This window comes from Falsochrobactrum tianjinense (assembly GCF_019100495.1).
Lineage (GTDB): Bacteria > Pseudomonadota > Alphaproteobacteria > Rhizobiales > Rhizobiaceae > Brucella > Brucella tianjinense.
On the sequence record NZ_JAHRVA010000003.1, the window covers coordinates 14,611 to 36,526 of the forward strand.

Sequence of the window (21,916 nt, forward strand, 5' to 3'; positions counted from 1 at the left end):
GCCCCGCCAATGTCACCAACAACAGCCCGGATGGGTTCTTAGTGAGCTTCATCCAGGCTCCTGAACGGCTGATTTTGTCATTGCAGATCCATGCAAAGCAACCGGTCCGATAACTGGTTTCTGCGTCATGTTGCGTGACAGTGCAGCGATGAAGGAATTTAACGTGTCAACCACGACGAACAGCGGTGAGAGCAACGGCCCGATTGCGGAACGTTTTCTCGAGTTGCGTAACATCCATAAACGTTTCGGCGGTGTCCACGCGCTACGTGGCATTGATCTCACAATTGAGCTCGGCAAGGCCTACCATCTCTTGGGTGAGAATGGCTGCGGCAAGAGCACCGTGATCAAGATCATGTCTGGTGCCCACGCACCAAGCGAGGGCGAAATCATTCTCGATAGTGAAACCTACACATCGCTGAACCCGATTCAGTCGCTCTCAGCTGGCATTGAGACTGTCTACCAGGATTTGTCGCTTATTCCCAATTTGACCGTCGCCGAAAATGTAGCGCTGAATGAGCAGCTTGTTGAAGGTAATGGTCGACTGTTTCGCCGCGTCAAGCTTTCGCAGCTTCGTGAGACTGCTGATCGTGCCTTAAGCATGGTTGGTCTCCCGACCGACAAAACTTTTCTCAACACAATCGTATCCGAGCTACCGCTTGCCATGCGCCAGCTTGTTGCCATTTCACGCGCTATTGCTACACGCGCCAAGCTTGTGATCATGGACGAGCCGACGACGTCGCTGACGCGCCGTGAGGTCGATAATCTTATTGAAGTGGTTGACCGCTTGCGGGCTGATCGGGTTGCTGTGCTTTTCGTTACCCACAAACTTGATGAGTGTTACCGGATCGGCGGTGAGGCAATCGTTTTTCGGGATGGTCAGTGCGTTGCACAGGGACCGATAAAAAACTACACCAAAAAACAGCTGTCAGAACTTATGATCGGCAGAGAGATTGATACTGAACGCTATCGCGTGGCACGGCCCGGCAAAACCGAGCTGTTAAAGCTCGATGATTTGAGTGCTCCCGGCTTCAAGAATATCCAATTGGAACTGCGCAAGGGCGAGATTCTTGGCATTACCGGGTTGGCGGATTCTGGGCGTAACGAACTTGCCATGGCCATCACTGGCGTTGTGCCTGCGGATTCAGGCTCGATCCGTCTCGAAGGCCAGAAGACCGAAGTCCGAAGCCCGGCCGAAGCAATTGAAAACGGCATTGGCTATGTGCCGGAAGACCGGCTTGCAGAAGGTCTGTTCCTCGACAAATCCATTTTCGAGAACGAGATCGCACTCATCTTCAGAAAACTATGCAATAGCCTTGGCATTGTTGATCAGAAGCGGGGTCGCGAGATTGCCGCTTCGCTGATGATGGAAATGCGGCTTAACACAACGAATCTTGACTTGCCCGTCGGAGCCCTTTCGGGCGGGAACCAGCAGCGTGTCCTGATCGGACGATGGCTCAGTATTGGTCCCAAATTGCTGGTCCTGCACGGGCCGACTGTCGGCGTCGATGTCGGATCAAAAGACACGATCTATCGTGCAATTCAGGTGCTTGCAGAAGCGGGAATGGGTCTGATTATCGTCAGCGACGATCTTCCTGAGCTTTTGCAGAATGCCGATCGCATCCTCGTTATGAACTCAGGAAAAATTGTTGCCGAATTTGATGCATCGCATGCCACTGAGGAGCAACTCTATCAGGCCATGATGTCTTCGCAGAAGGAATATGCTCAATGAATGCGTCGCAATATCAGCAGGATCTGGGTCGTGCGCGCGGGTTCAACTTTGGCGAGTTCATTCGCAGACGCCCGGAATCGATCACGTTCATTCTGCTCGTCGCGATCTGTACCATAGTTGCTATTATCAACCCTGCTTTCCTACAGGCCTCGACTTTGATCGATATTGGCCGCGCCAGTGTCGTGATGGGATTGTTCGCGCTCGGGGTTTTCATTATTTTGGCTGCTGGCGGTATTGATGTTTCCTTCACTGCGGTTGCTGCCTGCACTGTCTATTCTCTGACGCTTCTGGTTCAGGCCTATATGCCTGAACTTCCAATCATCTTCATCATTCTGATGGCGATTGCGGGAGGTGTGTTCCTTGGCATACTCAACGGTCTGCTGGTGCATCATCTCAATGTACCGTCGCTGATCGTTACCATTGGCACTCAATATTTGTTCCGCGGCTTTCTCCTCGCCTTTGTCGGTACTGTGTGGATCATGTCTCTACCGCCGACGATGGGCGCTTTCGGTCGCCTGCCATTGTTCCAGTTTGAATCTGGAACCGGCGCCACCATCACCATGCCCTTTTATTTTCTGGTGCTACCTGCCGCAGCCGTTCTCACATGGTGGATATTGAACCGCACCCTCATGGGACGAGCCATCTTCGCTATGGGTGGCAATAGCCAGATTGCCAGCCGGCTTGGCTACAATTTGCGTACCATTCACATCTTCATGTTTGGCTATGCAGGCGGCCTCGCCGGACTTGCAGGCATCATCCATGTCTGCGCGAACCGGCAGTCCAGCCCGTTTGATTTTGTGGGAACCGAAATCAGCGTCATCGCGGCAGTCGTGCTTGGCGGTGCACGCATTACCGGCGGTACGGGTAGTGTATTTGGCACCATTCTGGGTGTTCTGCTCATCACCGTCATCAACTCCGTGCTTGTTCTTGTCGGCATTCCGAGCACATGGCAGCGACTTGTTGTTGGCTGCTTCATTCTGCTGGCCGCCGCTTTTTTCGTCATCCGCCAACACAAGAAATAACCCGATACCCTAATGAGGAAATCATGAAAAAATTCCTGAACGATCCCGCCAATTTCGTGGACGAGATGCTGGAAGGCATCTATCGGGCACATCCCGAGTTGACCTATGTCGATAACGACAAGCGTTGCATGGTTAAGACCGGCAGGAGGCCGGGGAAAGTCGGTATTGCGACCGGCGGCGGTTCTGGTCATCTACCGCTTTTCCTTGGCTATATTGGCGAGGGGATGATCGACGGCGCAGCTGTCGGCGGCGTCTTCCAATCGCCAAGCTCGGAGCAGATGTATCAAGTGACCAAGGCTATCAATCAGGGCGCCGGCGTTCTCTACATCTACGGCAATTACAGCGGCGACATTATCAACTTCGATATGGCTGCAGAACTTGCCGATCTTGATGGCATCGTCGTTAAGCAGGTTGTCGGCAATGATGATGTGGCTTCCTCGGTTGTCGGCGAAGAACACAAGCGTCGCGGCGTTGCTGGTATCTTCTTTGTCTATAAGGCGGCCGGTGCAGCGGCCGCCAACGGCCTGTCGCTTGATGAAGTGACACGCCTTGCCGACAAGGCCCGTCTGCGCACCCGTACCATGGGCGTCGCTCTTTCCAGCTGTGTTGTGCCGGAAATCGGCCACGCAACCTTCTCTATAGGCGAAGACGAAATGGAAATCGGCATGGGCATCCATGGCGAACCGGGCATTAGCCGCAAAAAGCTTGCAAGCGCGGATGCAGTGATTGACGAGTTGATGGAACGCATTTTTGCTGAACAGGCTTACGCCAAGGGCGATGAAGTTGCGGTTCTGGTCAACGGACTTGGCGGTACTCCGCTCGAAGAGCTCTACATCATGTTCCGCCGGGTTTCACAGCTCTTTGACGAGCGTGGCGTTAAGGTCAAGCATGTCTGGGTTGGTGAGTTCGCCACTTCGATGGAAATGGCGGGGGCTTCGGTTTCCGTTCTGCATCTCGATGAAGAGCTGGAGTCCTTGATTGCAGCACCTGCAAATACGCCATTCTTCAAGCATTTTGCCGGTTGAGGTCAGTTTATGAATGTTATCACAGCATCTGATCTGATCGATCTTTTTGACAGTTGGAAGCAGCTTTTTGCAGAACATCGCGAATTCCTCATCGCGTTGGACGGCAAGGTTGGGGACAGCGACCTCGGCATTACCATGAGCAAGGCATTCGCAGCAGCATCTGAAGCCGTACATGCCGAAGGTGAAGCCGCAGGCATCGCCAAGCTGTTGCGCAAAGCTGGTGCCACCATGGCACATGTTGCGCCATCGACCATGGGAACGCTGACCGCAACCGGATTTTTGCGTGCAAGCAAGGCCTGCGATGGCGTCAACGAGTTGGGAACTACAGAGGTTGCAGCTTTCTGGCGTGCATATCGCGATGGCATTGCAGAACGTGGCAAGGCAAAAGTCGGCGACAAGACCCTTCTCGATGTGCTTGATCCGATTGCCGTAACACTGGAAGCCCAGACTGCAACCGGTGCATCGTTGCAGGATGCGCTTTCAGCAGCAGCAAAGGCTGCCAAAGATGCGCTTGAAGCAACCAAGAGCATGGTTGCTCAGCACGGCAAGGCTGCGGCTTTTCAGGAGAAGACCATAGGTCTCCAGGATGCAGGTGCGACGGTTGGTGTGTTCCTGATCTCCAGCATGTCAGAATTTGTAGTCTCGCGAAGCTAAGCTGGATTTTATGCTTGATAAGACAAATGCCCTGGACTCTAATTTCGAGTTCAGGGCATTTGTCTAGGAATCTCTAAAAACAGGTCGCGTCCAAACAGCGTCTTGAGCACCAGAATACCAATATCACGATCCCGGATTTCGGCCGGATGAACCATTGCGTGCAACAACAGCCCTACCGTATCAACGAGGATATGGCGCTTCTTACCTTTGATCTTCATCCCCGCTCGGGTCTATACAAACCCTCTTTTTCGGTGCTGTTGGCGCTCTGGCTGTCGATGATTGCTGCTGTTGGGCTGGCCTTGCGACGTCTCGCCTCGCCTTCGTCCACATTACTTCCATACCTAGCTGTTCCAAATCGACAGTATGGAATCACAAGTGACTCATATCATTCAACATGTTTGTGGACCGACGCATAGTAGGCCAAGAATAATTTGTCATTTCCCGTTTTTTCTTGGTTTGACGTTTGTGCGCTTACCGGCATTCTTTCTCAAATAAAAAACATTCAATCTTATGCGCCTCCGCACCAGATGGAGTGCCGGATCATAAGGATGGGGCACTGTTAGCATTTTTTGCACCGGAGGATGAACGAGCGATGATGATCGCGAATATTTCTTCTCAGCATCGGATCTTGCCGCAGATGTGCCGAGCATTGGAAAGGCGTTGAAGGCGTTGAAAGAAACACTCCAGAACAACACACTTGTTCAGGTGCAGGGCCTGAAAAAGTCCTTTGGGCAAATAACGGTACTCGATGGGATAAACCTCAAAGTCGATACCGGCGAAGTGCTGGCGATTATCGGTCCCAGTGGATCGGGAAAGAGCACGCTCCTGAGATGCCTCAACTTCCTGGAAGTGGCGGATGAAGGGAAAATATCTGTTGCAGGCGTTGAAGTGGACGCCGGACGCCACCTGGGCTCAAAGCAGATTATGGGACTGCGTCGTCTGGCCGGAATGGTTTTCCAGTCCTTCAACTTATTCCCTCATATGACTGTTCTGGAAAACGTCAGTCTAGCGCAGAAACGTGTTCTTGGGCGGTCGCAGTCCGAGGCCGACGCGCAGTCTCTGGTGCTGCTTGAAAGAGTGGGCCTCGCCTCAAAAGCGAAAGAGTATCCTCACCGTTGTTCTGGTGGTCAGCAGCAGCGTATAGCGATAGCGCGAGCACTGGCGCTCAATCCTAAAGTCATGCTTTTCGATGAGCCTACATCTGCTCTTGATCCCGAGCTCGGTCTGGAAGTGCTCGCAGTCATGCGTGAGCTTGCTGAAGAAGGCATGACGATGATTGTGGTCACGCATGAAATGCATTTTGCCGAAAGCGTATCGGATCATGTGATGATTATGGCAGATGGCAATATCATCGAATACGGCCCAAGTTACGAGATCATGCGCAATCCGCAATCTGAACGCGCTCAACGCTTCCTGCGTGCAGTAAGAGACCGCTGATGGCAGAGATCATCCTTGCAATCTTACGCGGCCTCCCTTCGACCATTGCACTCACTGCCCTGGCCCTCGTCATGGGAACAATCCTGGGGATGCCTCTAATGCTGGCCCGGCGCAGCCCGTTTTTTTTGTTGCGAGTCATTTCCGGGGGGCTGATCACTTTTGTGCGCAGTATTCCTCCTATCGTATGGCTCTTCGTAATTTTCTTTGGGATCGGCAATGACTACGTACGGATATCCCCGTTTGTAGCAGCGGTCATAGGCCTTGGATTGATCGCTTCCGCTTACATGGCGGAAATCTACCGTGGCGCATTGCTCTCCATACATCCTGGCCAGGTTGAGGGAGCTGCTGCCCTTGGCATAGCACGCTTTCGAATCTGGATTGACGTCATCGTTCCACAGTTGCTGCGAGTTGCACTTCCCGGAATGGCAACTTATGCGATCGGCCTTCTGAAGGATAGCGCGATCGCGTCAACGATCGGCGTCGGAGAGCTAACCTTCTATGCCAACCAGCAATCTATGGCGACCTACAGAGGTATGGAGGTCTTCACCTTTGTAGCTGCGATCTACATTTTGCTCAGTTTACCAATTGCGTGGGCTTCGCGTCGGATTGACAAGAAAATGAGAGCAAAGGTGTCCCGATGATATCAGTTATCTACGAACAAATCGGTAGCTGGTTGCCGCAAATGTGGGAGGGATTGCGCCTTAGCATGGGTGTAACGGCATTCAGCCTGCTTATTGGCCTCCCGCTCGGCTTATTACTAGCACTTGGTGTTTCGTCTCAAAGTAAGTTTTCCAGATACAGCGCTTTGACAATCGTGGAGGTTGGGCGTGGCGCGCCATCGCTGGTACTTTTGCAGTTCGCATATTTTGGTCTGCCATCGACAGGGCTCACTCTGTCGTCGTTTGCAGCTAGTATCGCCGCTCTGAGCTGGTCTACGGCGGCCTATACCAGCGAGATCATCCGAGCCGGACTTCAGTCCGTGCCTTCAGGTCAAACAGAAGCGGCCATGGCAACTGGTTTGAACCGCCTTGATGCGATGCGCTTTGTCATTCTTCCACAAGGCTTGCGGATTGCGATACCTGCCCTTCTCGGTTTCGCAATTCTTATTTTCCAGACGACATCCCTGTGCTTCGCGATTGCTCTTCCAGAGCTTACCAGCGTGGCATACGAAATTGGAACAAACACGTTCCAATACCTTCCAGCCCTTACTTTGGCTGGACTTCTGTATCTATCCGTATGCGTTCCAGCGACGTTAATTGTTAACTGGATAGAATCTCACAACAATTATTAAATCCGGATCAAAAGGGGAAATAGATGAGATCGTTTTCACAAAGAAAAAAAGTTGGCCTTTTTCTCGGACTTGCCAGCTTCGTTTTTGCGACCACAGGTGTAAACGCGCAGGATTGCACGCCAAAACATCAGTTCAAGACGGTTGAACAAGGCTTTCTCACGATTGCCGCTCCAACTTTCCCGCCATTCTCGACACCAGTTAGCGACAGCGATATAACGGGTGTGGACGGCGAAATCGTGAAGGCAATCGCCGCTGGGGAGTGCCTCAAAATCAAAGTTGCACCTGTCGAATATGCAACTGCTATCCCTTACGTGGTTTCCGGGCGCGCAGACATAGCAATCGGAAATTATTACCGCACGGAAGAGCGTGCAAAAGTTGTTGGCATTTCCGATCCTCTCTACCTTGACGAAATGGGCATCTACTCCAAGGACGGCGTATCGAAGATCGCTGACCTTGTAGACCGCAACGTCGGTACGGTACAGGGTTACCTCTGGGTTAATGACCTGAAGGCAGTGCTCGGCAGCAAGCTGCGCCTTTATAATAATTACGTAGCTCTCTATCAGGATCTGGACACTGGCCGTATTGACGTTGGTATCGATGGCGTTGCCGTCGGCACTGCCGCGCAGAAGGACGGCGCTTTGCAGGGCATCCAGATCAAGGTTGCTGAAAAAGATGACCGTGTAAAGTCTTCGGTTGAAGCTGCGCAGAGCGGCTTGATGCTTTCGAAAGAAAATACAGAGCTTATGACGGCTGTAAATGCCGGACTGGCTGGCATCCGCTCTTCAGGCAAACTCGTTGAAATCCTCAAGCAGTTCGGACTTTCAGAATCTGCTGCTGACGTCGGCGAAGCACGTATGGTGAAGTAGCCTTGGTAGTCAGAGCGGTAACATTGGCCGTTCTGACTAATTTTGTTTATCCATTCTTCGGCATCAAATGTCGCTCGGTGGCTTCGCCTTAGGGTTCCAGAAGGAAGAGCCCTGCCTGATATAAACAGGCAGGGCTTTCTTTTGTTCAATAAGACCTGATTAGTCTTGATCGACAAATGTTTCAGACGAAATCCAATCGCAGAAAGTGGATATTATTTTCACACGCTTATGCGCGCGTGGCACCACCAGATAGAACCCCGGTACGTCTGCAGGATCCATATCCTGAAGAATCTCCGTCCCCAGTGGCGCTACGAGCTTTCCTTCCTTAATGTCAGCAAGTGCGTCATGGCGGGACACAAGGCCAACGCCGAGACCGGATGTCGTCCCACGACGCATGGTGGCCGCATCCTGAAACTCAATCTCCCCAGCAATTTCGGGAGCCTTAAGGCCAAGGTGATGGAGAACTTTATGCCACAGATTGCGCGCCATCACCGGGTGCAGCAATGTGAACTTCGTCAGGTCCTCAGATGTCTTAATTTCCTTGGCTAGATCTGGCGCGCAGCAAATAATCTTAGGGTCATGAACGAGCAAACGGCTATCATAGTCTTTCCACGCGCCGAAGCCCCACTGAATAGACACGTCGACCTCTTCGGCAGCGAAGTCACGAATTGAAACCATCGTGGTCAGGCGTATGTCAGCACCCGGCATCAACTCACGAAATCGTTCAAGGCGCTCCATTAGAAAGCGGGTCGCGAAGTAAGGACTGACATTGATGTTGATCCGGTTACGATAGGTCGAGTTAGTAATGCGCCTTACACCTTCGGTGAATTCGTCGAACCCTGCTTCAATAAAATGAGAGAGAACGATAGCCTGCTCTGTAGGCTCGACAACACGCGCCTTTCGTTCAAAAAGCGGGACATGAAGGATATCCTCAAGAAGTTTGATCTGCTGGCTGACAGCTTGTGGCGTTACAAGGAGTTCGTCCGCTGCACCGCGAAAAGTACCTTGTCGCATCACTGCCCAGAATGTGCGTAAGGCATTTAAAGGTGGAAGGCGAGTGTGCTGTCCTGCCAATCTATTCTCCGAACAAACGCCACATTAGAGCGCGTTGCAATCTGACATTAACAAATTCGCGCCCTAACTGTTTGTTTTATCGCGCATCTGATTCAACAACTGCGAGCAGTGTTTGGAATACGCTCTCATAATCGAGGGGCAGAATAACGTAGGTGCTGGCCCTCGTCATTCCTAAATTACAGCCTTCTCGAGGAAAGGTCGGTTTTCGAAAATACGCTCAAACCCGACCTCAGAAAGATCGAGAGTGCGGTACTCTCCATAGGTAATGAGTTCAGAAACTCCCCTACCTGCCGCAGGACCCTGCTGAAGGCCATGCCCCGAGAAGCCATTGGCGAAGACGAAGTTGATCACTTCAGGATGGCGGCCAACGACGAGATTATGGTCAAGCGTGTTGAAATCGTAATGACCTGCCCACTGGTTGATAACCTTGATTGCTTCAAAGGAAGGAGACCGTTCAGCCAGAGCTGGCCAGATAATCTCTTCAAACTCATCATAGCGCGGTTCAAAATCATCCCAATCCGCCGCTGGATCTTCCAGTGGAGGGCAACCGGACAGGAAAAATCTACCTTCTGGGCGGCAAAACACCCCCGTTGGATCAAGCATCAAAGGCAAACGGCCCTGGTTTACTTGAGCAGTCCCTTCCGGCGTCTGAGCACAATCGAATACGAACAGAGTGCGTTTGCGTGGTTCGACAGGAATATTCAGACCAGCCATACGTGCAGTCAGCGCAGCTCGAGGGCCTGATGCGTTCACTATTGTGCCAGCCTTGATCACTGCACCTGTCTGGAGTGTAACCGAGGTCACGCGATCACCTTCACGGCGAATACCGACAACTTCATCGGTGATATATTCCGCACCCAGTTCACGCGCCTTATTTTTGAAACCGTACATCAGTCCGGTATTGTTAAACCATCCCTCACCCGAACGACCGTAAGAAGCAAGATCAATGTCGGCGACGTTAAGATGGGGGAACGCATCAGCCAATTGGTCACGGTCCCAAAGTACAACGTCTGCACCACATGCGATCTGAACATCATGATTTTCTCTGAGGGTCTGAACTTGTTCTTCCCCTCTAGCCAAGAATAGATAACCACCCGAGTGGAAACCCAGGTCGGGCCGATCATCACCAACTTGCATCATATCCGCAAAATTACGAATAACTTCCGAACCATATTGGCTGATTTTGACGTTAATCGGATTGGAGAACTGTGTCCGAATGGATGAAGACGACAGCGAGGTCGCAGCTTTCAAGTATGTGGGATCACGTTCGACAACCAGAACTGACCCGTTAAAATCCGGATTCGCCGCGAGGTAGTAGGCGACCGCAGATCCAATTACAGCACCACCAACGATTACAACGTCATAACGGTCTTTCATTTCTTAGCCTCATCATTCGGGTGGCCAATATCCACGAACCAACCGCCGAGGAAATTCACAGAAGGCGCATTGGGGTCTGCAACAGGATGTTTTGCTTCCACAGCGGCGCGGTACGCTTCGGTATTGTCCTGAGAAACATATCCGAGATGGCCTGCCTTAGAGTTATCGACTGGCTTTATAGCATTATCAGAAATGCCAAATGCAATGGTGTGCCCCACTTTGGGAGCCATGAGACTCGCAGCAACCAGCCTTATGCAGTCTTCGAAAGAGAGCCATGACCAGAGCATGCGGCGATCAGTAGGTTCTGGAAAGGACGAGAAAATGCGCAGGCACGCAGTTTCGATGCCGAATTTGTCCCAATACAGACGGCTCAACGCTTCGACAAAACACTTCGATACGCCGTAAAGGCTGTCCGGGCGAACCGGAGCCGTGGTATCGATATGGTCTTCAAGTGTGTGATAGCCGATCGCATGAACGGAAGATGCGTACACAATCCGCTTGACGTTGTTCTTGCGCGCGCCTTCATAAATGTTGTAGCTGCCCTGAATGTTGGACCCCAGAATGGTTTCCCATTCAACTTCGAGCGGTGCGCCACCGAAATGGACAATGGCATCTACACCCTTGGTAGCGTTCATGACTGCTTCAGCATCAGAAAGCTCAAAAACCAGTGCCTGTTCATTGGCTTTCAGATTTTTTGTCTCGATTCTGTCTGCGAGAACGAGCGTGTCTGCGAGGCCTGCAAGACCACGACGCAACTCGGTTCCCAGTCGACCCGCTGCACCGGTGATGAGGATTTTCTGGAAAGGTCTGGACATAGTATCTCCGCTTAGAACTTGAGCTTGCCAACAGCGTCGGCAATGCGTCGTATGGCTTCTGAAAGTACTTCCTCCGATGTTGCCGTAGAGATACGGAAAAATGGTGAAAGACCATAAGCTGTCCCCGGGACGGCAGCGACATGCGCTGCTTCGAGCAGATACTTGGCAATAGCAACATCATCACCAAGAACGACGCCGTTGTTCGTTTTCGCACCGACTAACTTTGCGCAACCGATATAGGCGTAAAATGCACCCTTAGGCGGATCAAGTGTAAGAGCGTCAATGGAACGGATGCCGTCAACGACCAGATTACGGCGGCGTTCGAACGCGGCTCGGAAAGTGCTGACAGTTTCCTGGGGCCCGTCGAGGGCTGCTTGCGTGGCAAACTGAGCAGGCGCAGAAACCGAGGTGCATGACTGGCTTTGAATGGTTCCCATAGCCTTTATCAAGTCTTTTGGTCCCGCCGCATAGCCAACGCGCCATCCAGTCATTGCATATGCTTTTGACACGCCGTTTACGATCAGGGACCGCTCGCGGAGTTCAGGACACGCCCTGCCGAAAGATACGAACTTACGATCATCAAAGATGATGTGTTCATAAATTTCGTCTGAAAGGATGAGAACCTGCGGATGCTTTGCCAGCACAGCACCGAGTGCTTTCAGTTCATCTTCGCTGTAAACTGCACCGGATGGGTTGCCTGGCATATTCAGAAAGAGCCAGCGGGTCTTCTCAGTAATCGCCTTTTCGAGAACTTCCGGCACCAAACGAAAGCTATTTTCTGCCGAACATTCCGGCGCAACAGGAACGCCGCCGAACAGCTTCACCATTTCCGGGTAGGATACAAAGTACGGCGCTGGGAGTATTGCCTCATCACCTTCTTCTATGGTGGCCATGAGAGCATTGAAGATAATCTGTTTGGCACCATTGGCGACAGCGATCTCATCAATCGCATAATCAAGTCCATTTTCCCGCTTGAACTTGCCAATAATCGCTTTGCGCAAATCAGGTGTGCCGAGAGAAGCGGTATAAAGCATTCGTTGTGAGCGAGCGGCTTCAAATGCAGCTTCGGTTACATGTTCAGGCGCTGCAAAATCGGGCTCACCCAGTCCTAGATCGATGACGTCGACGCCTGTGGCGGCCAAATCCTTGGCAGCCTGCGATACAGCCATGGAAGCTGATGGCTTCACAGCAGCGAGGCGGGTTGCAATATGTGTCATTAATTGCTCTCCGAAATGTAGCCTTTGAGGACATCTTGAGCTTTAGCCTCAGGACTCCGCTTAACCGGATCACCAAAGCCGCCTCCACCTGGAAGTTGAAGAACCAGCCTGCGCCCTGCTGGAACTTGTTGCCAGCCTTTTGGCCGGAGCTTTGTACCGTCATCAAGTGCAACAGAACCCGGAGCACCATCTCCGCCGCCATCACGACCTCGGGCTGGAGTTGAGATGCGGTCAAACATTGCAGAAAAATCGAACTCGTGGTCGGCGGCGGGTGCGATCTCGATGATCTGTCCGAGCCCGCCACGGTATTTGCCTGCACCCCCTGAGCCTGGACGCAATTCCTTACGCCATATCACGATAGGTCCTGTTTGCTCCGTCGCTTCAATGGGCATTGTATGCACGCCTGAAGGAAACGCCGTCGAAGACAATCCATCAAGTCCAGGGCGTGCGCCCATTCCACCTGAATTAAACATCAACACCTCAGCGCGGCGTCCATCGGCCCCAGCAATCGGGCGCACAGAGATATGGATGTTCCACAATGCTGCTGCGCCTTCTGCCAAAATCTGCCCGGGGAGAGCTTTTGCGAGCGCACCCAACACCAGATCGGGGACCATATGGCCGATGACGTGACGAAGGGATACTGGGGCTGGACGTTCCGCATTCAGAATATTGACAGGTGATGAGACGTTGAAAAACGCAAGAGATGCCGAGTTATTTGGTATATCCGGAGCGACAACACATTTAATCGCGTAGGAAGCGTAAGCCTTGGTGTAGATCAAAGGCACATTAATACCCCAGCGGCTCATATCGTTGCTGCCGCTGAAATCGATGTTCACGCCATCTTTGGTGATCTGCACCAATGCTGCCAGATTGATCGGCTCATCATAGCCGTCCGTCAACATTTCGTTTGACCATTCACCTTTCGGCAGAGATGCGATGCGTTCAAGCATCGCGCTGTGCGTACGGGAGAAAATGAACTCACCAAGCTGATCCAGATTGTTCATCTTGATCTCATTGAGCATCTCGATCAGGCGCTTGTGACCGACATCATTACATGCCGCGAGCGAGAAGAAGTCGCCGATTACCTGATTGGGCTCTCGAATATTGGAACGCAGAATGCGGATCAGATCCTTGTTGACGTTGCCGCGTTCGGCGAACTTCATGATTGGGATCTGAATGCCTTCTTCGTAAACAGACTTGCCATCCGCACCAAAGCCGCGGCCGCCGACGTCAACGACATGCGCTGTACAAGCGAAGAAGCCGATCAGTTCGTTCCCCTTGAATGAAGGCGAAACCATTGTGATATCATGAAGATGACCAGTGCCCTTCCATGGATCGTTAGTCACATAGGTGTCGCCCGGAAACATCTCATCGCGCGGAATCTCGGCGATAAAATGCAGGACTGCTTCAGCCATGGTGTTTACATGACCTGGTGTACCTGTGACAGCTTGCGCAAGCATCCGTCCCTTCTGATCAAAAACACCCGCAGACAGATCACCCGCTTCACGGACCGAAGTCGAGAACGCAGTTCTTAACAAGGTCAGGGCTTGCTCTTCCACTACCGAAATAAGTCGGTTCCACATCACCTGCATACGGATTTCATCAATCTGGTTCATGATTAGGCCCCTTTACGTACCAGCAGGATCGTTCCGTCAGCCTGAATGATGGCGTCAAACGGAGAGGTTACAATGGTCGATGTTTCGCGCTCGACTATCACGGCAGGTCCCGAAATTTTCTGACCTGAGCTAATTGCATCGCGTGGAACAGTTGCGGTCTCGATTTCTTCGCCACGCGCTGGATCAAATACTGCACGGTTAGGGAATGTGTCAGAGACTTCACCCACTTCAACAAGTGAATGAGTTTCGCCAAGAGGACGGATGTCCTGAGCTTTAACAGAGAATGTGACCAACTGAATTTCTGGTCCGTCAACAGGACGGCCGAAGAACTGCGAATAGCGCTCAATGAACGCATCCCGTATAAGATCGGCGTCAGCAGCAGTGAAAGGACGATCAGGCAATGCAACTGGAATTTCCCAGCCTTGACCTGCATAGCGCATGAAAGCTGTAACTTCACGCTTGATTTCGCCGTCTGTTCCGGCACGTACAAAACGTTCAGCTGTTTCCTTCAGCTCATCTAGCATGGCGTTGAGAGCAACAGTATCGAACGTCGAGAGACTGATGACCTGCGTTGCAACGGACTCGTAACCAAAGGGAGCCTTCAGAAACCCAATCGCGGATCCAACTCCCGCTCCCTGAGGTATGAGGCAACGATCAACGCCAAGCTTTTCGCAAAGACGCGCAGCGTGTAATGGAGCAGCACCGCCGAACGCAATCATGGTGTTGTCAGAAATATTTTTCCCGTTTTCAACAGCATGAACACGCGCAGCATTGGCCATGTTTTCATCGACAACTTCAACGATACCGAAGGCTGCAGCCTGTGATGACAGACGCAGCTTATCGCCAACATTCTTGTCTATTGCAGATTTTGCGCTATCGACCGAAAGCTTGATTTTACCGCCTGCAAAATTATCCGGATCCAGCTTCCCAAGCACAAGATCTGCGTCGGTGATCGCCGGGCGCTCGCCACCGCGCTGATAACATGCGGGACCAGGTTCCGAAGCGGCGGATTCTGGCCCTGCCTGAATACGTCCCATGGCATCAACCCACGCGATAGAACCACCGCCAGCACCAATTTCGATCATCTCAATGACTGGAATGGAGATCGGCATACCGGACCCTTTGCAGAAGCGGTAGGTACGAGCAACTTCGAAGGTGCGTGCAGTTTGTGGCTCGAATTCTTCGATCAGGCAGATCTTGGCGGTGGTGCCACCCATATCGTATGAAACGACACGATCAAGGCCAAAGCGACGAGCAACATCAGCGGCAAAAATAGCGCCACCTGCCGGGCCAGATTCAACCAGTCGAACCGGAAACTCAGATGCTGCCTCAACTGACATAAGACCGCCACCAGAATGGATCATGAAAACTGGGCAAAGTGCGCCCAATTCTTTCAGACGAACCTGCAGGCGCGACAGATAATCCGACATTTGAGGTTGGACGTACGCATTGGCACAAACAGTATTGAAGCGTTCAAACTCTCGCATCTGAGGCGAGACTTCCGATGAGATGGAGATCGGAATACTCAGCTTCTTTGCCAGGATTTCCCGAGCACGCCGTTCGTGAACCGGGTTCATATAGGAGTGAATGAACCCGATAGCGACAGCACCAAAATCTTGGGAGGCGATTTTATCTGCAATCGCTTCGAGGGCTGCTTCATCCAGCGCCTGCAATTCCTTACCTTCAGCGCTGATACGCCCCTTGACGGGAAAACGGTCTTCACGCGGGATGAGCGGCGTGGGAAGAACAATATTGAGATCATATTGTTCGAAGCGGTTTTCAGTTCGCATCTCGATAACATCGCGGAAACCTTCCGTCGTAACGAGCGCTGTACGTGCTCCACGGCGCTCGATCAGAGCGTTAGTAGCAAGTGTGGTGCCATGAATGATCAGATTAATGTCACCGAGGTTGATCCCAGCATCAACCGTGACGATTTCAATACCATCAAGGATAGCCTGTTCAGGGGCTGTATAGTTTGTCAATACCTTCGTGGAGTACAGCTTACCGCTTACATCAAGTGCGATGTCCGTAAAGGTTCCGCCAATGTCCGCACCAAGCCGGATGTCATTGCCAATAGTCATTTCTTATCCTTTTCTGCGAGAGCTGCATCACGCATCTGGGTCAAGGTCTGGCGCGGAGTAAGTGCTTCTGGAGAAATATCAAGGTCAAGCACGGCACCCGATTTCGAGACCAATGCACGAGCGAACGCAGCAGCAAAGTCTTCCGTTTTCGAAACGCGTTCGGAATGAAAACCATAAGATTTTGCCAAGGCGACAAAATCTGGATTGATCATATTCGTCCCTGAAATACGTGTTGGATAATGCCGTTCCTGATGAGCGCGAATGGTCCCGTAAATTCCATTGTTTAGAAGCAGAACAATCGGCTGCGCTCCAGCCTGAAGGGCGGTTGCCAGTTCCTGACAGTTCATCTGGAAATCACCGTCGCCTGCAAAGCAGATCACCGTTGCATCAGGCTGCGCGACTTTCGCGGCAACTGCGGCGGGCACACCATAACCCATCGCACCCGACTGCGGGGCGAGAAGACGGGCCTTCTTGCCAAACTTGAAGAACTTGTTTGGCCAAACAGTGAAGTTCCCTGCGCCGTTCGTCAGAATAACATCATCAGGAACCTTGTCGGCCAGCCAATGCATGACCTTGACCATATCGACAGGCGATGGCTGCTCGGGCGCATCAAAAAATGCCTCATAGGCATCACGCCCGGTTTTCCGCCACTCGGACCAGTCACCTTGCACAGGCTTTAGCGCCTTGGAGAAGGCGTTCGAACCCGCCTGAATGCCGATGGTCGGCTGATAAATCTTGCCGATTTCAAGATCAGATGCGTGAACATGGATCAACTGCTGAGCCGGCACCGGAACGGAAAGCAGCGTATAGCCATCCGTTGTCATTTCGCCGAAGCGAACATTGATAGCGAGGATCGTATCGGCTTCCGTAACCAAGCGACGAACATGTGCTGGCATGCCAACGCCTGCCTCACCACAAAAGACAGGCGAGAAATTGTCAAACTGATCCTGATAACGGAATGCTGCAACGACAGGAATGTCGGAAGCTTCTGCAAAAGCCTGGAGTGCTGCTGCACCTTCCACGCTCCAGTTGGTCCCGCCGAGCAAAACCAAAGGGCGCTTTGAGCCAGCCAGCAGTGCTGTTGCTTTTTCGATGGTCTGCGCAGAAGGAGTCGCCTCTTCTGTCTTTGTAAAACTGGCGATCGGCTCTTTGTCTGTTACAGATGTCAGCATGTCTTCAGGCAGTGCGATGACGACCGGTCCTGGACGTCCGGAAACCGCTGTGCTCCACGCACGCGCAATAATCTCCGGAATGCGATCAACCTGATCGATCTCAACAGCCCATTTTGCCATCGTGCCGTAAACGGCTTTGTAATCGAGCTCCTGAAAAGCCTCACGACCCTTCATATCGGTTCCAACCTGACCAACGAACAGCAGCATCGGCGCGCTGTCCTGCATGGCCGTATGCACACCGATGGAAGCATTGGTTGCGCCGGGACCACGCGTAACAAAACACAAGCCCGGCTCTCCCGTGAGCTTGCCATAAGCGGCTGCCATGAATGCAGCACCACCTTCGTTGCGACAATTGACATAATCAAGCTTACCCGTGGTATCGTGAAGCGCATCGAGAACTGCGAGATAGCTCTCTCCCGGAACACCGAAGCCTTTGGTTGCACCTAGCGCCATAAGGCTCTCTACGAGCAGCCGTCCCCCATTACGTGTCATTGTTTTGCCCTTGATCATCAGTGTGCGTTAAGGAAAGTGCCGCCAAACTTGGCGTGCACCATGTTGAGAGCCTGCTCTGCCACCAGTTCATGTTGAGCGCGGCCTGAAAAGAAATGGGATGCGGAAATGCCTTTCGAGGCATATTCTGAATGGAAACCGTCGGCGAAAGACTTTCCGGCAGCCGAAATTGCCTGCTTCAGCAAGTCGTTTCCGGTGATTTCGGGGGTGATCACGATGATAGCGCCGGATTCCTTGGCCAACATCGAGGGGAGAGCAACTCGCGTTAAGTGCCAGGATGCGGACAGATTGACTTCGAGGGCCATGTCGATTTCGGCTTCAGCCAGTTTAGAGAAATCGGTGATATCAGGCCAGCGCAATGCTGAGTGCACAATGACGTCCGGCTGCATACCTTCAACAACAAGCCTCACGGCATCCCGATCAGTCAGATCAAGCGCCATCGGCTGAACCCCAGCTTCACTGCGGATATCCTCAAGAGCCACACGGTCACGACCCATTGCGTAAGTTTCAAAGCCAGCGCGAGCAAACTTTATTGCTATCGCTTTACCAGGGCCTCGCGTCGCTCCGGTGATTAATGCTTTCATCAAAGATTTCTCCAACACACCGATCAAAAGATGCGATGGAACGAGGAAAGGAGAAATCAAATTCGAATTGTCATAGGCAAGTTATGCTTGTCAGCAGATGCGGAATAAATCTTCGTAGCGGCCGGAAATGAAGCAATTTCTCCTGATTGCGGGCAATTTGAAGGTGCTTTCAGTGCTGAAATACACATGCAATGCATATTGTCTCCAGGAAACATCCGGATAGCTCCCCGCAATGTCCTCGAGAAGGAGATAGAGAATGAAGCGATCCCGTTTCAGCGTCGCGATCTTCTACAAGTGGTGTTCGAAGTATGGCGGTATGGACGTGGACGTGTCTGAAGCCAAATGGCTGAATTCTCTTTTTTAAAAGAGTTGTTCTTTTATTTTTGAGAGCACTGCTCCGATCTGTAAAACTGGGCGTTTGTAAGTTAGTTCTGCTCAGTTTTTGGTCATTTCGTGACCAGGTTGCGAACTCATCCTTGTTGAGGTTGCTGTTCAGTTCCAAAAGAAGGTGATCATTGTCTTGGCACGGTGTATAGGTCGCTTTCTGATCGATCAGGAAGTGACATAGCTCGCCATTGATTGGCTCAGTCGGAGACTGGCCACTGCATAGGGTGAAAGGGTGATGCCGTTGTTATCCGGCCCCTGAACCTGCTGGACGCCGGGCGTTAAATTGACAAGCCAAAGGCAGTTTTCCGGTGCCAGAAAGGCCAATACCTTATCCGGCCTTGATGATCCGCAATCCTGCCAAGCCGATCCCGCAAGTTTAGACAGCATCCTTATGGCATTATACAGAGGACGCTTGCCTCCCGCAGGCGCTGGTTCGTCTTCGCCCGCAATCAACCCGAACGGGCCGGTGAGGGCGGATAGAGTGAGGCAATCGAGGTTTCCATCAAGAACCTGTGCGGCATAGCCAACGGCGAAGGCTTCCGCAAATTTTCCATTATGGCGCGGATCGCGGTGGGCCATGGCGATGCGACTACCATCGGGGTTTTCCATCGTCCGGCTGCCGTAGGGGTTCTGACGCATGGGAATGGTTGACGGGCCGATGCGATAAGGCTTGTCGCCATAAATGGCGCGTACCGAGCGGGTGATGAAGGGCAACGCCTCCAGGGTTTGCATGACGCTCAGATCGTCAGCGGCATGCACGATCGGATTGGTGCAATGCGTGACGAAATCGATGAGGTGCCCCGGTACGCGCTTGCGGTTGAGTTCGGTGAAATAGCTGAGCATCCCGCCACCCAGCTGTACATTCGGGAAAGCAGTCCGCGCGGCAGCATAGACATCCTCAAGTGGAGGACAGGGCGGCCATATGCTGCCTGGAGGCGTCGATTGCCGGTCGATGGCGGGTGACACCATGATTGCATCCGGCGCAAAGCCGGCCGCTTTTATCTGCGCGGCGATAGTGTTGGTTTCTTCGAGAACTGCGGCTCTGCAAGGCAGCGCAATCTCCAGTGAAGTGTGCCCTTTGTGCCGGGCTGCAATGGCGGCAAAGGTCTTGAACGCCGACCCGTCGTGCCCCGCAAGCGGATCATGGTGAAACAGAAGATTTTGTGGCGCAATGTCGTGTAGCAAGGCGCTTGCCGCAAGACTTGCCTCGGCTTCTTCCGGGGTAATGACCAGGCCCATATCCGGCATGACGCCATGGGCTTCACCGACCGTTATCCGGATTGTTTCATCGTACCGGCTGATTACAGCAGGCTTTGAGTGCCGCCGGTCGGCAATTGTCAGAACGACGCGCTGGTGAACCTTGTCGCCGGCGTCAATCCGATAAGGCCAGGGCAGGGCCAGCGGGCGGACATAGGTTTTATAGGATGCGTCGGACCAGTTGCGCTGGTCTTCCATTTCGAACGTATCGCCCTCCATGCGGCAGGCTGCCGAGACACCGGGCATAACTTCGTGCGTGATCGCACGCATGTCCTTGAACGGTTGCCATGGCTCGATCAGATCGGGCAGGCGGGTTTCATTCCGCGTGCCGTCCACATGCTCGACTGTGACAGGAGTGCCGGCCAGCCCGACAATCGGGTGCAGAACACAGAAACCGCACCGGTTCGTTTCAAAACCAGTCGTCGTGTGTGCTGCGGCCTCGAAAGTGAGAGTGCCGCTGTCATCTGCCATGATGTGCACATCGATAGTCAGACCGGTCTGGTCGGGTCCATCGCAGCTGGCCTGATAGGCAACCGAAAATCCCTTGTCATGCTTCTCTACGGTCAGATCGTGAATCGAGGGGGTGCTGGTTCCCCAGTCGCGGTCGCGTACAAGATAGGAAACAGCACGCAAAACCTCGACACCGTCGTAGGTGATGGTGCGAAGATTGCCGGCGCTCATATCGACCGCGAGGAGCCCGGCCTGAAGATGCAAGGGGGCTGTTTCAGCTTCGCGGGTCCCGTAAAGCAGAAATGGATCGGCGCTCATCCCAGCATTGCCTTGATGTCGATACGACTGCCGTTGGCGGCACTGTCATAAGCGGCCTCCACGAGCGCAAAGGTTTTCAGATTATCCGCACCTGAAGTCGAGATCTCATTGCCGGAAGCAAGCTGGTCGACCCAATGCTGCTGAATGGCGAAGACGCTTTCCTGAATATTGTGCCACGGACGCGAGGCCCATGAGAGCAGTTTTGGCGAAACGTCGGAAACTGTTGTTCCGGTCGGCGTTATGACCTCAAAACGATAGCCATGATACAGTCGGATCGAGCCTTCGGAGCCATCCAGTTCGATCAGCGTTTCCGGGAAAGGATCGGTTTCGAGCTTGGTGGCATAGCTCACGTCGACAATCGAGGTCGCACCATTTTCATGGTCCATGAGAATGGTTGCCACATCCTCGCCCTTGATGTTGGGATTAACGCGTTTTGTGCGTGCGACAAGGCTGTTAACATCGCCCAGAATGAAGCGTGCAATATCAAGTGTATGAATGCCGAGATCTTCGATGATAAAACGCTCGCCCTCAGCAAGATAAGGCTGGCCTGAGAAAACGTCGAAGCCCGAGCGGAATGAAAAGCGACCCCAGAACGGTGTTCCGATGGCACCGCTATCAAGCGCTTTACGAACCGCCTGAATAGGCGTCTGCCAACGGAAGTTTTCATGCACCATGAGCGGAATTCCTGCGTCATGGCAGACTTGCACCATGGCTTTGGCATCATCCAGCGTTTTGGCGAACGGCTTCTGGCAGATGGCGGGCACCTTGTTTGCAGCGGCAAGTTCAACCAGGGCACGATGGCTCGAAACCGTGGTGGCGATATCGACGAAATCGATACCGCCATCGGCGAACAGCGCCTGCGCATCGGTATAGCGGCGTTCAATCCCGAATTGGTCGCCGACAATCTTCAACCGCTCAGGATCGCGGTCGCAGATTGCCACGATTTTGGCACCCGAAACGTCATTCCATGCATGCATCTGGTTGATTGCGAAGAAACCGCAGCCGATGAGCGCGCCATTCAATTCCGCCATTCC

The 21,916-nt window shown here is 52.7% G+C and carries 18 protein-coding genes and 1 pseudogene; 8 read left to right on the plus strand and 11 right to left on the minus strand.

The window, feature by feature from the left end:
* Positions 1-163: 163 nt before the first annotated feature.
* The 4 genes from KUG47_RS07905 to KUG47_RS07920 are packed head-to-tail and all read left to right on the plus strand — an operon-like array spanning position 164 to position 4,430.
* Positions 164-1,729: a sugar ABC transporter ATP-binding protein gene (locus KUG47_RS07905; RefSeq protein WP_340162794.1), complete on the plus strand. Its 1,566-nt coding sequence runs from the start codon at positions 164-166 to the stop codon at positions 1,727-1,729.
* A complete protein-coding gene (locus KUG47_RS07910; RefSeq protein WP_217677432.1) occupies positions 1,726-2,751 on the plus strand; it encodes an ABC transporter permease in 1,026 nt (341 codons plus the stop codon). The genes KUG47_RS07905 and KUG47_RS07910 overlap by 4 nt, the downstream gene beginning before the upstream one ends.
* A gap of 23 nt (positions 2,752-2,774) precedes the next feature.
* Positions 2,775-3,776: a dihydroxyacetone kinase subunit DhaK gene (locus tag KUG47_RS07915; protein WP_217677433.1), complete on the plus strand. Its 1,002-nt coding sequence runs from the start codon at positions 2,775-2,777 to the stop codon at positions 3,774-3,776.
* 9 nt (positions 3,777-3,785) lie between these two features.
* Positions 3,786-4,430 (plus strand): dihydroxyacetone kinase family protein, encoded by a 645-nt coding sequence (locus KUG47_RS07920; RefSeq protein WP_217677434.1) that lies wholly within the window; start codon positions 3,786-3,788, stop codon positions 4,428-4,430.
* Positions 4,431-4,504: 74 nt separating this feature from the next.
* On the opposite strand, the pseudogene KUG47_RS07925 reads toward KUG47_RS07920, so the two are convergent.
* Positions 4,505-4,746, minus strand: a pseudogene (locus KUG47_RS07925) (transposase); the annotation flags it as partial.
* A 353-nt stretch (positions 4,747-5,099) separates the two neighbouring features.
* Between KUG47_RS07925 and KUG47_RS07930 the strand changes: the two are divergent.
* Genes KUG47_RS07930 through KUG47_RS07945 form a run of 4 tightly spaced genes read left to right on the plus strand, consistent with a single transcriptional unit; the run spans position 5,100 to position 8,024 of the window.
* Positions 5,100-5,867: an amino acid ABC transporter ATP-binding protein gene (locus KUG47_RS07930; protein ID WP_217677435.1), complete on the plus strand. Its 768-nt coding sequence runs from the start codon at positions 5,100-5,102 to the stop codon at positions 5,865-5,867.
* Positions 5,867-6,508 carry an amino acid ABC transporter permease gene (locus KUG47_RS07935; RefSeq protein ID WP_254799415.1) on the plus strand — a complete coding sequence of 214 codons (642 nt, stop codon included), beginning with the start codon at positions 5,867-5,869 and terminating at the stop codon, positions 6,506-6,508. Before KUG47_RS07930 ends, KUG47_RS07935 begins: the two co-directional genes overlap by 1 nt.
* On the plus strand, positions 6,505-7,158 hold the full coding sequence (locus KUG47_RS07940; protein ID WP_254799416.1) for an amino acid ABC transporter permease: 654 nt from the start codon (positions 6,505-6,507) through the stop codon (positions 7,156-7,158). The genes KUG47_RS07935 and KUG47_RS07940 overlap by 4 nt, the downstream gene beginning before the upstream one ends.
* 23 nt (positions 7,159-7,181) lie before the next feature.
* Positions 7,182-8,024 (plus strand): substrate-binding periplasmic protein, encoded by an 843-nt coding sequence (locus KUG47_RS07945; protein WP_217677436.1) that lies wholly within the window; start codon positions 7,182-7,184, stop codon positions 8,022-8,024.
* 159 nt (positions 8,025-8,183) lie between these two features.
* Here the strand turns inward: KUG47_RS07945 and KUG47_RS07950 are convergent, their stop codons facing one another.
* From KUG47_RS07950 to KUG47_RS07995, 10 genes are all read right to left on the minus strand, one after another.
* Complete coding sequence (locus tag KUG47_RS07950) at positions 8,184-9,098, minus strand: LysR substrate-binding domain-containing protein (protein ID WP_217677437.1); 915 nt, start codon at positions 9,096-9,098, stop codon at positions 8,184-8,186.
* Positions 9,099-9,269: 171 nt separating this feature from the next.
* Entirely contained in the window at positions 9,270-10,475 is a 1,206-nt protein-coding gene (locus tag KUG47_RS07955) for an NAD(P)/FAD-dependent oxidoreductase (RefSeq protein ID WP_217677438.1), read from the minus strand.
* Positions 10,472-11,290, minus strand: coding sequence for an NAD-dependent epimerase/dehydratase family protein (locus tag KUG47_RS07960; RefSeq protein WP_217677439.1), 819 nt, complete (start codon positions 11,288-11,290; stop codon positions 10,472-10,474). The genes KUG47_RS07955 and KUG47_RS07960 overlap by 4 nt, the downstream gene beginning before the upstream one ends.
* An 11-nt stretch (positions 11,291-11,301) precedes the next feature.
* The gene (locus KUG47_RS07965; RefSeq protein WP_217677440.1) at positions 11,302-12,507 is read right to left on the minus strand and encodes a pyridoxal phosphate-dependent aminotransferase; all 1,206 of its coding nucleotides are present in this window, start codon (positions 12,505-12,507) and stop codon (positions 11,302-11,304) included.
* Complete coding sequence (locus KUG47_RS07970) at positions 12,507-14,123, minus strand: hydantoinase B/oxoprolinase family protein (protein ID WP_217677441.1); 1,617 nt, start codon at positions 14,121-14,123, stop codon at positions 12,507-12,509. Before KUG47_RS07970 ends, KUG47_RS07965 begins: the two co-directional genes overlap by 1 nt.
* A gap of 2 nt (positions 14,124-14,125) precedes the next feature.
* Positions 14,126-16,204 (minus strand): hydantoinase/oxoprolinase family protein, encoded by a 2,079-nt coding sequence (locus KUG47_RS07975; RefSeq protein ID WP_217677442.1) that lies wholly within the window; start codon positions 16,202-16,204, stop codon positions 14,126-14,128.
* Positions 16,201-17,868, minus strand: coding sequence for a thiamine pyrophosphate-dependent enzyme (locus KUG47_RS07980; protein WP_217677443.1), 1,668 nt, complete (start codon positions 17,866-17,868; stop codon positions 16,201-16,203). Before KUG47_RS07980 ends, KUG47_RS07975 begins: the two co-directional genes overlap by 4 nt.
* 17 nt (positions 17,869-17,885) lie before the next feature.
* Entirely contained in the window at positions 17,886-18,470 is a 585-nt protein-coding gene (locus KUG47_RS07985) for an SDR family oxidoreductase (RefSeq protein ID WP_217677444.1), read from the minus strand.
* Positions 18,471-19,022: 552 nt separating this feature from the next.
* Positions 19,023-20,882: a D-apionate lactonase gene (apnL, locus tag KUG47_RS07990; RefSeq protein WP_217677445.1), complete on the minus strand. Its 1,860-nt coding sequence runs from the start codon at positions 20,880-20,882 to the stop codon at positions 19,023-19,025.
* Entirely contained in the window at positions 20,879-21,913 is a 1,035-nt protein-coding gene (locus KUG47_RS07995) for a Gfo/Idh/MocA family protein (RefSeq protein ID WP_217677446.1), read from the minus strand. The genes apnL and KUG47_RS07995 overlap by 4 nt, the downstream gene beginning before the upstream one ends.
* Positions 21,914-21,916: the final 3 nt, after the last annotated feature.

What these genes read in the sequence shown, in the direction of transcription:
- apnL (WP_217677445.1), bottom strand. Translation starts at nt 20,882, where the DNA reads ATGAGCGCCGATCCATTTCTGCTTTACGGGACCCGCGAAGCTGAAACA.
- KUG47_RS07955 (WP_217677438.1), bottom strand. Translation starts at nt 10,475, where the DNA reads ATGAAAGACCGTTATGACGTTGTAATCGTTGGTGGTGCTGTAATTGGA.
- KUG47_RS07960 (WP_217677439.1), bottom strand. Translation starts at nt 11,290, where the DNA reads ATGTCCAGACCTTTCCAGAAAATCCTCATCACCGGTGCAGCGGGTCGA.
- KUG47_RS07910 (WP_217677432.1), top strand. Translation starts at nt 1,726, where the DNA reads ATGAATGCGTCGCAATATCAGCAGGATCTGGGTCGTGCGCGCGGGTTC.
- KUG47_RS07935 (WP_254799415.1), top strand. Translation starts at nt 5,867, where the DNA reads ATGGCAGAGATCATCCTTGCAATCTTACGCGGCCTCCCTTCGACCATT.
- KUG47_RS07920 (WP_217677434.1), top strand. Translation starts at nt 3,786, where the DNA reads ATGAATGTTATCACAGCATCTGATCTGATCGATCTTTTTGACAGTTGG.
- KUG47_RS07995 (WP_217677446.1), bottom strand. Translation starts at nt 21,913, where the DNA reads ATGGCGGAATTGAATGGCGCGCTCATCGGCTGCGGTTTCTTCGCAATC.
- KUG47_RS07940 (WP_254799416.1), top strand. Translation starts at nt 6,505, where the DNA reads ATGATATCAGTTATCTACGAACAAATCGGTAGCTGGTTGCCGCAAATG.
- KUG47_RS07965 (WP_217677440.1), bottom strand. Translation starts at nt 12,507, where the DNA reads ATGACACATATTGCAACCCGCCTCGCTGCTGTGAAGCCATCAGCTTCC.
- KUG47_RS07985 (WP_217677444.1), bottom strand. Translation starts at nt 18,470, where the DNA reads ATGAAAGCATTAATCACCGGAGCGACGCGAGGCCCTGGTAAAGCGATA.
- KUG47_RS07980 (WP_217677443.1), bottom strand. Translation starts at nt 17,868, where the DNA reads ATGACACGTAATGGGGGACGGCTGCTCGTAGAGAGCCTTATGGCGCTA.
- KUG47_RS07915 (WP_217677433.1), top strand. Translation starts at nt 2,775, where the DNA reads ATGAAAAAATTCCTGAACGATCCCGCCAATTTCGTGGACGAGATGCTG.
- KUG47_RS07945 (WP_217677436.1), top strand. Translation starts at nt 7,182, where the DNA reads ATGAGATCGTTTTCACAAAGAAAAAAAGTTGGCCTTTTTCTCGGACTT.
- KUG47_RS07970 (WP_217677441.1), bottom strand. Translation starts at nt 14,123, where the DNA reads ATGAACCAGATTGATGAAATCCGTATGCAGGTGATGTGGAACCGACTT.
- KUG47_RS07975 (WP_217677442.1), bottom strand. Translation starts at nt 16,204, where the DNA reads ATGACTATTGGCAATGACATCCGGCTTGGTGCGGACATTGGCGGAACC.